Origin of the sequence: Pseudomonas sp. NFPP24 (assembly GCF_900112095.1) — a bacterium.
Classification (GTDB): Bacteria; Pseudomonadota; Gammaproteobacteria; order Pseudomonadales; family Pseudomonadaceae; genus Aquipseudomonas; species Aquipseudomonas extremorientalis.
Window position 1 is genome coordinate 659,525 of record NZ_FOKD01000001.1, and the last position, 12,982, is coordinate 672,506.

The 12,982-nt window shown below is 59.2% G+C and carries 11 protein-coding genes; 7 read left to right on the forward strand and 4 right to left on the reverse strand.

Annotation, left to right across the window (positions count from 1 at the left end; all coding sequences use genetic code 11):
* Positions 1-2 precede the first annotated feature (2 nt).
* Positions 3-2,201, reverse strand: a complete 2,199-nt coding sequence (locus BM026_RS03055) for a hypothetical protein (RefSeq protein ID WP_093527292.1) — start codon at positions 2,199-2,201, stop codon at positions 3-5.
* 407 nt (positions 2,202-2,608) lie between these two features.
* Here BM026_RS03055 and glyA point away from each other — a divergent pair, with 407 nt between their 5' ends.
* The 7 genes from glyA (at position 2,609) to fdhA (ending at position 11,450) form a co-directional block, all read left to right on the forward strand.
* Positions 2,609-3,862, forward strand: a complete 1,254-nt coding sequence (glyA, locus tag BM026_RS03060) for a serine hydroxymethyltransferase (RefSeq protein WP_071490289.1) — start codon at positions 2,609-2,611, stop codon at positions 3,860-3,862.
* A 22-nt stretch (positions 3,863-3,884) separates the two neighbouring features.
* Positions 3,885-5,135, forward strand: coding sequence for a sarcosine oxidase subunit beta (locus BM026_RS03065; RefSeq protein ID WP_044271809.1), 1,251 nt, complete (start codon positions 3,885-3,887; stop codon positions 5,133-5,135).
* A gap of 15 nt (positions 5,136-5,150) precedes the next feature.
* Entirely contained in the window at positions 5,151-5,453 is a 303-nt protein-coding gene (locus tag BM026_RS03070; RefSeq protein WP_093527294.1) for a sarcosine oxidase subunit delta, read from the forward strand.
* Positions 5,450-8,467, forward strand: a complete 3,018-nt coding sequence (locus tag BM026_RS03075; protein ID WP_092242172.1) for a sarcosine oxidase subunit alpha — start codon at positions 5,450-5,452, stop codon at positions 8,465-8,467. The genes BM026_RS03070 and BM026_RS03075 overlap by 4 nt, the downstream gene beginning before the upstream one ends.
* A gap of 102 nt (positions 8,468-8,569) precedes the next feature.
* Positions 8,570-9,202: a sarcosine oxidase subunit gamma gene (locus BM026_RS03080; protein ID WP_093527297.1), complete on the forward strand. Its 633-nt coding sequence runs from the start codon at positions 8,570-8,572 to the stop codon at positions 9,200-9,202.
* A 10-nt stretch (positions 9,203-9,212) separates the two neighbouring features.
* Entirely contained in the window at positions 9,213-10,070 is an 858-nt protein-coding gene (gene purU / locus BM026_RS03085; protein WP_093527299.1) for a formyltetrahydrofolate deformylase, read from the forward strand.
* Positions 10,071-10,250: 180 nt separating this feature from the next.
* Positions 10,251-11,450, forward strand: a complete 1,200-nt coding sequence (gene fdhA, locus BM026_RS03090) for a formaldehyde dehydrogenase, glutathione-independent (RefSeq protein WP_016972852.1) — start codon at positions 10,251-10,253, stop codon at positions 11,448-11,450.
* A gap of 46 nt (positions 11,451-11,496) precedes the next feature.
* Here the strand turns inward: fdhA and BM026_RS03095 are convergent, their stop codons facing one another.
* The 3 genes from BM026_RS03095 to BM026_RS03105 all read right to left on the reverse strand — a co-directional run bounded on the left by BM026_RS03095 (position 11,497) and on the right by BM026_RS03105 (position 12,814).
* On the reverse strand, positions 11,497-11,880 hold the full coding sequence (locus BM026_RS03095; RefSeq protein ID WP_078050475.1) for a hypothetical protein: 384 nt from the start codon (positions 11,878-11,880) through the stop codon (positions 11,497-11,499).
* Positions 11,881-12,038: 158 nt separating this feature from the next.
* Complete coding sequence (locus BM026_RS03100) at positions 12,039-12,443, reverse strand: DUF3757 domain-containing protein (RefSeq protein ID WP_092242177.1); 405 nt, start codon at positions 12,441-12,443, stop codon at positions 12,039-12,041.
* Positions 12,444-12,496: 53 nt separating this feature from the next.
* A complete protein-coding gene (locus BM026_RS03105; RefSeq protein ID WP_256575486.1) occupies positions 12,497-12,814 on the reverse strand; it encodes a hypothetical protein in 318 nt (105 codons plus the stop codon).
* Between the last annotated feature and the right edge of the window lie 168 nt (positions 12,815-12,982).

Sequence of the window (12,982 nt, forward strand, 5' to 3'; positions counted from 1 at the left end):
GGTTAAACGGGTTGCCATGGACGCGTGCCTGATTGGTGAAAGATCACATGTGGCCAGACGAGATAATTTGAAGTTTCTATGACTTTGATTAGGGTTTTATTGAAATGTGGAGAGGCGCTTGGTTCATAGCGATAGAGTTCGAATCGATATGCTGTGGTATCAAGGGTGACGTTTGAATTTAGAGGGGAATCGAGCTCTCTTAAATCGTCGGAAGTTATAGTTTTGAACGAGCGTATAAACCATTTTTCATGCAGGGAGCCGAGTGCAAGTTTGACGCGTCGGAATGCATCAATACGTCTTTGGTATTCCAATGTATCAATCTTGCCGGTCAGGGCGAGTGAGAACTTACCTTCCAGAGCGCTTTCCGTATAATCACCATAGCGATAACTGTGATAAGCAATTTGTGTCACGTTGTTGGTAATAATACTGTGTGGTGCGGGGATGCCGTCCCAAGAAAAACCGGAAGTTATGCCAATTTCCTGATCGAGCATCGGTTTAATCGTCGGGCCCGCTCCGGCGTCGGGTTCAAAGGATTGAGCGGCGTCAGGAGCGACTGCCGGCCAAAATGAACTGAGCGCGGCACACAGTTTTGCGTCCTCTGGAAAAGGGCTGCCTAGCCTGTAGGCTGCGAGGTGCGGCACGGCGCCCGAGCTACTCTCGTATTCGACAGCACCAACATCCCAGCCAGGAGCAAATACTCCCGCTGCGGCATCTGGAAGGCATGAGGCACGTTTTGCCGACGCTGTATCAGGTTTTGCCGCAGTCGACTGCCCAACAGTTGACCCATGGTGACCCACAATCGCAGTTACGCTGACATCAGTGCTGGAAAAGAGGGTGGGAAAAGACTGGATATTGGCCGCATAGCGAGAGTCGGACAGGCATTCAGGGGGCGTTTGAAACACGGTTTTTTGAATGTCCGGACTCAGGGTCTCCAGCCACTCGCTCAGATGCCGCTGATTACACAGAGGGTAGAAGTCGGGAGCGCACAGCAAAGAGTAGGCGGGTATGCGAGTTGGAAAAGCGGTGTCCAGCGCTGGGCACTGAGCTTGAATCCAGCCGTCTGCGGTAAAGTCCAGGTAATGCAGGGCTCGGAAGTCGCCTTTTTCCAGCTCACTGAGGATGCCTGGCTGTTGGTTGAAGTTAACAAGGTTGCCGGCGTCGTCAACTTTATGGCGAATGTGCACATATTCCGGAGCGTTTTCGGGCCCGATCAGGGTGGATGCTAACAGCCTTGGCGATTTTGGTACGTTGAAGGTCAACGGTTTACCTTTGTATTGCGCCGCCTCAACCAGAAATCTGCGTGGCGAGGCTGCCATGAGCCCCGCGCCGAATTCCTGTTCGCAAATCCAGTTGCCGAGCCCTTCGGTTATGACAAAAGGTGGTTGACTGATGTCTGGTTCTTCCCAGCCCGACCCGGCGCCCAACATTAAGTGTAGGCGGCGTATTTTCTCGTTTTTGTGCATCGCTGTCAGTTGGACGTCAAGGCTCAGACCTGCAATGCACTCGGTGCCGTTGAACAGTTTGTGCAGGGGTACCCAAAAATCGTGGGTTTCGTCCTCTTCGCGCACGCGCATAGGGCCGAAAGTTGTGGCGTCTCCCTTGCGTTGGATGGCGATGTAGGCGGCGTATCGAGCAGGCAAGACACGAATGGCGTGGTTGTCATCTGCAACAAAAGGTAGGAACCCCCTACTTTGCGCATCGTACAAAGGTTCAGCGGTGCCAACGCGTGATATGCCGGTTCGTGAAAAACACATATCGGCCTGTTCTTTGTGAACTGTATCAGGTGCCGGTCGGTACTCATTAGCAAAGACGACCACAGCCATGGGCGCACCATTGGCGCGTTCTTTTAATTGCTGGAGGCTGGGTGGTTGGCTGCCGTAAACATAGTTCATGACCGTTTCCAACTCGGCAGCCGTAGGGTAAATCTGAAGTGGATTACCTTTCGCATCCACTGTTACGTTAGCGTTGGCCAGTGCGTGAAACAGCAAACTGAGTGCGGGGTTGCCGGGTTCAATGCCGCGTACTCCGCTTAACGCGAAGTCTTCAAAGCCGGCGAGTGTTCGATCCACCTTTAAGATGTTACGAAGTTCGTCTTGCAAGGACGGTGCAAGGATGTTAAGGCCGTGATGAAGCAGTAAGTTATGCCAGCCACCAGGGGCCAATCGGGTGCAAATATCTTTGACTTGATCAATTAAAGCCATGTTTGTTCTCCTGCGGTTTAAAAGTCAGTTTCAAGATAGCGTTGCCGGATTGTTGCGCGAGTTGAGGTATTGCTCGGGGAGCAATTAAGTTCTCATGTAGGGTGAAATGCAAAAGATGTTTTGTAAGTGGTTATTTGGTTGGGTATTTTCAAAGTTTATTTTAATGTTTGCCTATTAGTGGTTTTTGTAAGAAGCCTCTTTCAGTAGGTTTTTTGTATATAAAAACTTTCTGCCGGGCAGGTGTCTGCCTCTTCGTGTACGTTGAAAACGAGGTCGACCAGCAACCCATGTCGTAAACGCACCTTTGCATGGCGTGCGCAGGCATTTGACCTGTCTGCGCCAGCCCTACCATCGCATCAAAGGGCCCTGCACGGGCCTCAACAATACGAAAGGCTGGGAGAGACGCGATGTTCAGCAAACAAGACCAGATCCAGGGATATGACGACGCACTGCTGGCGGCCATGAATGCCGAGGAGCAGCGCCAGGAAGATCATATCGAGTTGATCGCGTCAGAGAACTACACCAGCAAACGCGTGATGCAAGCCCAAGGCAGCGGCCTCACCAACAAATACGCCGAAGGCTACCCAGGCAAGCGCTACTACGGTGGCTGCGAGCATGTGGACAAAGTTGAAGCCCTGGCCATCGAGCGCGCCAAGCAGCTGTTCGGCGCCGATTACGCCAACGTGCAGCCACACTCCGGTTCGTCCGCCAACAGCGCCGTGTACCTGGCCCTGCTGAACGCCGGCGACACCATCCTGGGCATGAGCCTGGCCCACGGCGGTCACCTGACCCACGGCGCCAAGGTGTCGTCCTCGGGCAAGCTGTACAACGCGGTGCAATACGGGATCAACACCGACACCGGCCTGATCGATTACGACGAAGTCGAGCGCCTGGCGGTGGAGCACAAGCCGAAAATGGTCGTGGCCGGTTTCTCCGCCTACTCCAAGACCCTGGATTTCCCACGCTTCCGTCAGATCGCGGACAAAGTGGGGGCGCTGCTGTTCGTCGACATGGCCCACGTCGCCGGCCTGGTTGCCGCCGGCCTGTACCCGAACCCGCTGCCCTACGCCGACGTGGTCACCACCACCACCCACAAGACCCTGCGCGGTCCTCGTGGCGGCCTGATCCTGGCCAGGTCCAACGAAGAGATCGAAAAGAAACTCAACGCCGCCGTATTCCCCGGCGCCCAGGGCGGCCCGCTGATGCACGTCATCGCCGGCAAGGCCGTGTGCTTCAAGGAGGCGCTGGAGCCAGGCTTCAAGGCTTACCAGCAGCAAGTGATCGACAACGCTCAGGCCATGGCCAGCGTGTTTATCAAACGCGGCTACGATGTAGTGTCCGGCGGCACCGATAACCACCTGTTCCTGGTCAGCCTGATCCGTCAGGGCCTCACCGGCAAAGAGGCGGACGCCGCCCTCGGTCGCGCTCACATCACCGTCAACAAGAACGCCGTGCCGAATGACCCGCAGTCGCCGTTCGTGACCTCGGGCCTGCGCATCGGCACCCCGGCGGTGACCACGCGTGGTTTCAAAGTGCCGCAGTGCATCGAACTGGCCGGCTGGATCTGCGACATCCTCGACAACCTCGGCGACGCCGACGTCGAGGCCAACGTGGCCAAGCACGTGTCTGCCCTGTGCGCTGATTTCCCGGTTTATCGCTGAGCGCGGTTTTGGAGTAATGACTATGCAACGCTACTCGGGCTTCGGCCTCTTCAAGCACTCCCTCAGCCACCACGAAAACTGGCAGAAGATGTGGCGCACGCCGACCCCCAAGAAAGTCTACGACGTGGTCATCGTCGGCGGCGGCGGGCATGGTCTGGCAACCGCCTACTACCTGGCCAAAGAACACGGCATCACCAACGTGGCCGTGGTCGAGAAAGGCTGGTTGGGCGGCGGTAACACCGCGCGCAACACCACCATCGTGCGTTCCAACTACCTGTGGGACGAGTCGGCGCACCTGTACGAACACGCGATGAAGCTGTGGGAAGGCCTGTCCCAGGACCTCAATTACAACGTGATGTTCTCCCAGCGTGGCGTGTACAACCTGTGCCACACCTTGCAGGACATCCGTGATTCCGAGCGCCGTGTGAGCGCCAACCGCCTCAATGGGGTGGACGGCGAATTGCTCAATGCCAGGCAAGTGGCCGACGAGATCCCGTACCTCGACTGCTCGAAAAACACCCGCTACCCGGTGCTCGGCGCCACCGTGCAACGGCGCGGCGGCGTGGCCCGTCACGATGCCGTGGCCTGGGGCTTTGCCCGTGCCGCCGACGCATTGGGTGTGGACCTGATCCAGCAGACCGAAGTGATCGGCTTTCGCAAGGAAAACGGCGTGTGCATCGGCGTGGAAACCAACAAGGGCTTCATCGGCGCCAAGCGCGTCGGTGTAGTCACTGCCGGTAATTCCGGGCACATGGCTTCGCTCGCCGGGTTCCGCCTGCCGATCGAATCCCACCCGCTGCAAGCGCTGGTGTCGGAGCCGATCAAGCCGATTATCGACAGCGTGATCATGTCCAACGCCGTACACGGCTACATCAGCCAGTCCGACAAGGGCGACCTGGTGATCGGCGCCGGTATCGACGGCTACAACGGCTACGGCCAGCGCGGCTCGTACCCGGTGATCGAACACACCATCCAGGCCATCGTCGAGATGTTCCCGGTGCTGTCCCGCGTGCGCATGAACCGTCAGTGGGGCGGTATCGTCGACACCACGCCGGATGCGTGCCCGATCATCTCCAAGACTCCGGTGCCGAACATGTTCTTCAACTGCGGTTGGGGCACCGGTGGCTTCAAGGCCACGCCGGGCTCAGGCAACGTGTTTGCCGCCAGCCTGGCCAAGGGTGAAATGCACCCATTGGCGGCACCTTTTTCCATCGACCGTTTCCACAACGGTGCGTTGATCGACGAACACGGCGCTGCGGCCGTCGCCCACTAACAGGAGAAATTCCCTATGTTGCATATCTTCTGTCCTCACTGTGGCGAACTGCGCTCCGAAGAGGAATTCCACGCATCCGGCCAGGCGCATATCCCGCGCCCGCTGGACCCGAATACCTGCACCGATGAAGAGTGGGGCGACTATATGTTCTTCCGCGACAACCCGCGCGGCCTGCACCACGAACTGTGGATCCACGCTGCCGGTTGCCGCCAGTACTTCAACGCGACCCGCGACACCCTGACCTACGAAATTCTTGAAACCTACAAGATCGGTGAGAAGCCACAATTCACCGCCAAGGCCTCTGGAGAGAAGGTATGAGCCAGACCAATCGCCTGTCCAACGGTGGCCGGATCGACCGTAATAAAGTCCTGACGTTTACTTTCAACGGCCAGACCTACAAAGGCTTTGAAGGCGACACATTGGCCGCAGCCCTGCTGGCCAACGGCGTCGACATCATCGGCCGCAGCTTCAAGTACTCGCGCCCTCGCGGCATCTTTGCCGCCGGCGCCGAAGAGCCGAACGCGGTGCTGCAGATCGGTGCCACCGAAGCCACCCAGATTCCCAACGTGCGCGCCACGCAACAGGCGCTGTACCAAGGCCTGGTCGCCACCAGCACCAACGGCTGGCCGAACGTCAACAATGACGTGATGGGCATCCTCGGCAAGGTCGGCGGCAAGCTGATGCCGCCGGGTTTCTACTACAAAACCTTCATGTACCCGCAATCGTTCTGGATGACCTACGAGAAGTACATTCGTAAGGCCGCCGGCCTCGGCCGCTCGCCGACCGAGAATGACCCGGACACCTACGACAACTTCAACCGTCACTGTGACGTGCTGGTCGTCGGCGCCGGCCCTGCGGGCCTGGCTGCCGCACTGGCCGCCGCCCGCAGCGGTGCCCGCGTGATCCTCGCCGACGAGCAGGAAGAGTTCGGTGGTTCGCTGCTGGATTCACGTGAAAGCCTCGACGGCAAGCCGGCTGCGGAATGGGTTGCCAGCGTCATCGCTGAACTCAAGGCCCTGCCGGACGTGGTGCTGTTGCCCCGCGCCACCGTCAACGGCTACCACGACCATAACTTCCTGACCATTCACGAGCGCCTCACCGATCACCTCGGTGACCGTGCGCCGATTGGCGTGGTGCGTCAGCGTATCCACCGTGTGCGTGCCAAGCGCGTGGTGCTGGCGACCGGCGCGTGCGAGCGTCCGCTGGTGTACGGCAACAACGACGTGCCGGGCAACATGCTGGCCGGTGCGGTCTCCACCTACGTGCGTCGCTACGGCGTGGCACCGGGCAAGAAGCTGGTGCTGTCGACCAACAACGACCACGCCTACCGCGTTGCCCTGGACTGGCTCGATGCCGGCCTGCAAGTGGTGGCCGTGGCCGATGTTCGCCACAACCCACGCGGTGCGCTGGTGGAAGAAGCCCGCGCCAAAGGCATTCGTATCCTCACCGGCAGCGCCGTGATCGAAGCCCGTGGCAGCAAGCACGTGACCGCCGCCCGCGTGGCCGCGATCGATGTGAAAGCGCATAAAGTCACCAGCCCAGGCGAATGGCTGGAGTGCGACCTGGTAGCCAGCTCCGGCGGCTACAGCCCGGTAGTTCACCTGGCTTCGCACCTGGGCGGCAAGCCGACCTGGCGTGAAGATATCCTCGGTTTTGTACCCGGCGAAGCGCCGCAGAAACGCGTGTGTGTCGGTGGGATCAACGGGGTCTACGGCCTTGGCGACTCCCTGGCGGATGGTTTTGAAGGCGGCGTGCGCGCGGCCAGCGAAGCCGGTTTCGCGCCGGTGGAAGGCACCTTGCCCAAAGCGCTGAGCCGCCTGGAAGAGCCGACTTTGGCGGTTTACCAAGTACCGCACGACAAGCCGACTGCACGGGCGCCGAAGCAATTCGTCGACCTGCAGAACGACGTGACCGCCGCCGCCATCGAACTCGCCACTCGCGAAGGTTTCGAGTCGGTCGAGCACGTCAAGCGCTACACCGCGCTGGGCTTCGGCACCGACCAGGGCAAACTGGGCAACGTCAACGGCCTGGCCATTGCCGCCCGCTCGCTGAACGTGACCATCCCGCAGATGGGCACCACCATGTTCCGTCCCAACTACACGCCGGTGACTTTCGGCGCCGTAGCGGGCCGTCACTGTGGGCACATCTTCGAACCGGTGCGCTACACCGCGTTGCACGCCTGGCACGTGAAGAACGGTGCCGAGTTTGAAGACGTCGGCCAGTGGAAGCGCCCTTGGTACTTCCCGCGCAACGGTGAAGACCTGCACGCCGCCGTCAAACGCGAATGCCTGGCCGTGCGTGACAGCGTCGGCCTGCTGGATGCGTCCACCCTCGGCAAGATCGACATCCAGGGCCCCGACGCGCGGGAGTTCCTCAACCGCATCTACACCAACGCCTGGACCAAGCTCGACGTGGGCAAGGCGCGCTATGGCCTGATGTGCAAGGAAGATGGCATGGTCTTCGACGACGGCGTGACTGCCTGCCTCGCCGACAACCACTTCCTGATGACCACCACCACCGGCGGCGCTGCCCGTGTGCTGCAATGGCTGGAAATCTACCAACAGACCGAGTGGCCAGACCTCAAGGTGTATTTCACCTCGGTCACCGACCACTGGGCGACCATGACCCTGTCCGGCCCCAACAGCCGCAAGCTGCTGGCGGAAGTCACCGACATCGACCTGGACAAGGACGGGTTCCCGTTCATGACCTGGAAAGAAGGCCTGGTCGGCGGCGTACCGGCGCGGGTGTTCCGCATTTCGTTTACCGGTGAGCTGTCGTACGAAGTCAACGTGCAGGCCGACTACGCCATGGGTGTGTTGGAAAAAATCGTCGACGCCGGCAAAAAGTACAACCTGACCCCGTACGGCACCGAGACCATGCACGTATTGCGGGCCGAGAAGGGCTTCATCATTGTCGGCCAGGACACTGACGGCTCGATGACCCCGGATGACCTGAACATGGGGTGGTGCGTGGGCCGTACCAAGCCGTTCTCGTGGATCGGCTGGCGTGGCATGAACCGTGAAGACTGTGTGCGTGAAGAACGCAAGCAACTGGTGGGCTTGAAGCCGGTCGATCCGAAGGTGTGGCTGCCGGAAGGCGCGCAGCTGGTGTTTGATCCGAAGCAATCGATCCCGATGAAGATGGTCGGTCACGTCACCTCCAGCTACGCCCACAACTCCCTTGGCTATTCGTTTGCGCTGGGTGTGGTCAAGGGCGGCTTGAAGCGTATCGGCGAGCGGGTGTTCTCACCGCAGGCCGATGGCAGCGTGATCGAGGCGGAGATTGTTTCTTCGGTGTTCTTCGACCCCAAAGGCGATCGCCAGAACATCTGACAGGCCAAGCCCCTCCCCCAAGTTGAAATGCATTCCCCTGTGGGAGGGGGCTTACCCCGATGAGGTCAGCAGCCTCACAACAGAATTCAGAACAGGTGCTTTATGACAGCAGCCAATGTTTACCAACAACGCCCCACCTCCGGCGCCAAGGCCGAGTCGTCGCTGCACCACGCCGACCTCGCCAGCCTGGTCGGCAAGGGCCGCAAGAACGCCGGCGTGACCGTGCGTGAAAAGAAACTCCTGGGCCATCTGACGATTCGTGGCGACGGCCATGACGCAGCCTTCGCCGCCGGCGTGCACAAAGCCATCGGCATCGAGTTGCCCGGCGCGCTGCAAGTGATCGTCAAGGGCGAAACCAGCCTGCAATGGCTCGGCCCGGATGAGTGGTTGCTGATCGTGCCGAGCGGTGAAGAATTCGCCGCCGAGCAAAACCTGCGCGCCGCCCTGGGCGACCTGCATATCCAGGTCGTCAATGTCAGCGGCGGTCAGCAGATCCTCGAACTCAGCGGCCCGAACGTGCGCGATGTGCTGATGAAGTCCACCAGCTACGACGTGCACCCCAGCAACTTCCCGGTGGGCAAGGCAGTGGGCACGGTGTTCGCCAAGTCGCAACTGGTGATCCGCCACACGGCTGAAGACACCTGGGAGCTGGTGATCCGTCGCAGCTTCTCGGATTACTGGTGGTTGTGGTTGCAGGATGCATCGGCCGAGTTCGGCCTGAGCGTCCAAGCCTGAGGAATGAGCCATGAGCCGCGCACCCGATACATGGATTTTGACCGCCGACTGCCCCAGCGTGCTCGGCACGGTGGACGCGGTCACCCGCTACCTGTTCGAGCAGGGTTGCTACGTCACCGAGCACCACTCGTTCGATGACCGGCTTTCGGGCCGGTTCTTTATCCGCGTGGAATTCCGCCAGCCCGACGGTTTTGACGAACGGGCGTTCCGCGATGGCCTGGCCACCCGCGGTGAAGCCTTCGGCATGATCTTCGAGCTGACGGCGCCGAACTACCGGCCAAAAGTGGTGATCATGGTCTCCAAGGCCGATCACTGCCTCAACGACCTGCTGTATCGCCAGCGCATCGGCCAACTGTCGATGGACGTGGTCGCGGTGGTGTCCAACCACCCCGATCTGAAACCCTTGGCCGACTGGCACCAGATTCCCTACTACCATTTCCCCCTCGACCCCAACGACAAACCGTCCCAGGAGCGTCAGGTGTGGCAGGTGGTGGAAGACACTGGCGCCGAATTGGTGATCCTTGCGCGCTACATGCAAGTGCTGTCGCCGGAGCTGTGCCGCAAGCTCGATGGCAAGGCCATCAACATTCACCACTCGTTGCTGCCGGGGTTCAAGGGCGCCAAGCCGTATCACCAGGCGTATAACAAGGGCGTGAAGCTGGTAGGCGCCACGGCGCATTACATCAACAACGACCTGGACGAAGGCCCGATCATCGCCCAGGGCGTGGAGGTGGTGGACCACAGCCACTATCCCGAGGACTTGATTGCCAAGGGGCGGGATATCGAAGGGCTGACGTTGGCCCGGGCGGTGGGGTATCACATTGAGCGGCGGGTGTTTTTGAACGCCAATCGGACGGTGGTGCTCTGACTGACGCCATCGGGGGCAAGCCCCCTCCCACCTTTGGAATGCGGTCGAATGTGGGAGCGGGCTTGCCCCCGATGAGGCCCTTACTAACAACGCAAGAACAGCATCTGTACCCGAGCACTTAAACGCGCTGCCCACCCAACGGGCAACGCAGTTCCATAAAAACAACAGCGAGGTGAAAGCATGTCTGGTAATCGTGGTGTCGTGTATCTCGGCAACGGCAAGGTCGAAGTACAGAAAATCGACTATCCCAAAATGCAGGACCCCCGTGGCAGGAAGATCGAGCATGGCGTCATCCTGCGCGTGGTCTCCACCAACATCTGCGGCTCCGACCAACACATGGTGCGCGGCCGCACCACTGCCCAGACCGGCCTGGTGCTCGGTCATGAAATTACCGGTGAAGTGATCGAGAAGGGCAGCGACGTCGAGAACCTGAAGATCGGCGATCTGGTCTCGGTGCCTTTCAACGTGGCGTGCGGGCGTTGCCGCTCGTGCAAAGAGCAACACACCGGTGTGTGCCTGACCGTCAACCCGGCCCGTGCCGGTGGCGCCTATGGCTATGTTGACATGGGCGACTGGACCGGCGGCCAGGCCGAATATGTGCTGGTGCCTTACGCCGACTTCAACCTGCTCAAATTGCCGGATCGCGACAAGGCCATGGAGAAGATCCGCGACCTGACCTGCCTCTCCGACATTCTGCCCACCGGCTACCACGGTGCAGTCACCGCCGGCGTTGGCCCAGGCAGTACCGTGTACATCGCCGGTGCCGGTCCTGTGGGCCTGGCGGCTGCCGCCTCCGCCCGCCTGCTGGGCGCCGCAGTGGTGATCATCGGCGACGTCAACCCGGTCCGCCTGGCTCACGCCAAGGCTCAGGGCTTCGAGATTGCCGACCTGTCCAAGGACACCCCGTTGCACGAACAGATCGCCGCACTGCTGGGCGAGCCGGAAGTGGACTGCGCCGTCGATGCCGTGGGCTTTGAAGCCCGTGGTCATGGTCATGAAGGGGTCAAGGCCGAAGCGCCGGCCACCGTACTCAACTCGCTGATGGGCGTGGTGCGCGTGGCGGGCAAGATCGGTATCCCTGGCCTGTACGTCACCGAAGATCCGGGTGCCGTGGACGCCGCCGCAAAAATGGGCAGCCTGAGCATTCGCTTTGGTCTGGGCTGGGCTAAATCCCACAGCTTCCACACCGGGCAGACGCCGGTGATGAAGTACAACCGCCAGCTGATGCAGGCGATCATGTGGGACCGTATCAACATTGCTGAAATCGTCGGTGTGCAGGTGATCAGCCTGGATGACGCACCGCGCGGCTATGGCGAGTTCGATGCGGGCGTGCCGAAGAAGTTTGTGATTGATCCGCATAAGTTGTTCAGTGCGGCATAAAGAGCAGGGCAAATAATAAGGGCGACCCCAGGGTCGCCCTTATTATTTATTGTGAGTTGAGCCGCAGGTAGGGAGTGGCTGTTACACCCTCTTCAACGACAGTCTTTCCGCCATAGTCACAACGTAGCCTTCCCTCTGTCTGGGTGATGGTCTCTGCCTTGAGTGCGTACCTGGGGGCTAGATAATCGTCATCTGTTCCGGCTGTCTGGCCCTTCCATGTCCTGCCCCTGGTGTGGGCCGAGTATTCATATCCTTCGCCGTAGGGCGGTGGCAGGTCAGGGTCCGTGTAGGGTTTGGAGTGGATGTCGCTGACGGCTGGGCATTGGCCGATGTCGATGGCCTGGCCCGACGAAGCCTGGTGTGGCCTGCGAAAATCGAGAAGGTTGAGTGCGGTAGCGGCAGCAAAAATATTGGGTATCAATCCGATCATCTCGTCACAGTTCCTTTGTTTGTGGCTGAACCTTCGCGTCGAAAATCGTGAGAAGGCTGCCTTGGGTGGGCCGTGCCGGGCCTACAGTTCCGCAAGCACGTCGGCGGCTGGCTGAGGATTTGTGAACGTGAACGGTCGGAATGATTCGGATGACGTTTTTACTGATGCGTAAATGAACACTTGGAAATTGCCAGGGCTTCGCAATACGTGCCTTTCCACTCGCCAATAGGAGGGATAAGGTTCCAGGCAGACACAGGTTTGAGCGTGACCGAAAAGCTCGCGTCGTTATTCATGGGGCCCTTATAGGTGCAGGTGACGGTTTTGTTATTTGCATCGTACCGGGCATCGTGAAAGGTCGAATCATTCAAGTACGAAGCGGCAGCCAACGGGTTTTCACCTATCCAGGCCCGTCCATCAGGTTGTGACGCCTCATAGCGGTAACCGCCATTGATCATCTCCGTTTGTTTGATGGCTTGGATCGAGGGACAGGTGGAGGTCGCTGCACCGACAGTGTGCACCAGGGCCATCGTGGCCAACATACCTGCAAGCAGTGAGCTTCTCATTACCCGCCTCCTGTGGGTTGCGGGAAGGGCGACCGCAAAGTCGCCCATATTAATTATTGCGGTGCTGTGAGTCTTAGATTAGGAGCTGCAGTTTCACCATTTTTTATCAGCGTTTTGCCTCCGTAGTCACAGCGCAGCTTTCCATTCACTACATTGAACGTCTCTGCTTTGAGTTCATATTCAGGTGCCAGGTAATCATCTTTAGTGTTACCTGTTTGGCCCGTCCACTCCTTACCACCGCTCTTGGCGGTGTATTTGAAACCGTCGACGCTATTACCTTGGATGGTTTCTTGGAATGCTTCAGATTTAATGGTGTTAGTTGCCGGGCAGTCCTCGATATCAGCTGCATGAGCGCCCCCCGGCCAATACACAAGCAGCCAGCATCCCTACGGCGAATTGATAATTCATATCTGATCCTTAATTGAATTGTGAGGTGAAGTCTGAATGCTAAGACGGTTTGCTAGCGTGGGGTACTGTTAGAAATGACAGTAATTTATAATTATTCGGTATGAAAAATTCGTTTTATATGGGAGTCGGTA

What these genes read in the sequence shown, in the direction of transcription:
- BM026_RS03075 (WP_092242172.1), top strand. Translation starts at nt 5,450, where the DNA reads ATGAGCCAGACCAATCGCCTGTCCAACGGTGGCCGGATCGACCGTAAT.
- BM026_RS03100 (WP_092242177.1), bottom strand. Translation starts at nt 12,443, where the DNA reads ATGAGAAGCTCACTGCTTGCAGGTATGTTGGCCACGATGGCCCTGGTG.
- purU (WP_093527299.1), top strand. Translation starts at nt 9,213, where the DNA reads ATGAGCCGCGCACCCGATACATGGATTTTGACCGCCGACTGCCCCAGC.
- BM026_RS03080 (WP_093527297.1), top strand. Translation starts at nt 8,570, where the DNA reads ATGACAGCAGCCAATGTTTACCAACAACGCCCCACCTCCGGCGCCAAG.
- BM026_RS03070 (WP_093527294.1), top strand. Translation starts at nt 5,151, where the DNA reads ATGTTGCATATCTTCTGTCCTCACTGTGGCGAACTGCGCTCCGAAGAG.
- glyA (WP_071490289.1), top strand. Translation starts at nt 2,609, where the DNA reads ATGTTCAGCAAACAAGACCAGATCCAGGGATATGACGACGCACTGCTG.
- BM026_RS03095 (WP_078050475.1), bottom strand. Translation starts at nt 11,880, where the DNA reads ATGATCGGATTGATACCCAATATTTTTGCTGCCGCTACCGCACTCAAC.
- fdhA (WP_016972852.1), top strand. Translation starts at nt 10,251, where the DNA reads ATGTCTGGTAATCGTGGTGTCGTGTATCTCGGCAACGGCAAGGTCGAA.
- BM026_RS03055 (WP_093527292.1), bottom strand. Translation starts at nt 2,201, where the DNA reads ATGGCTTTAATTGATCAAGTCAAAGATATTTGCACCCGATTGGCCCCT.
- BM026_RS03065 (WP_044271809.1), top strand. Translation starts at nt 3,885, where the DNA reads ATGCAACGCTACTCGGGCTTCGGCCTCTTCAAGCACTCCCTCAGCCAC.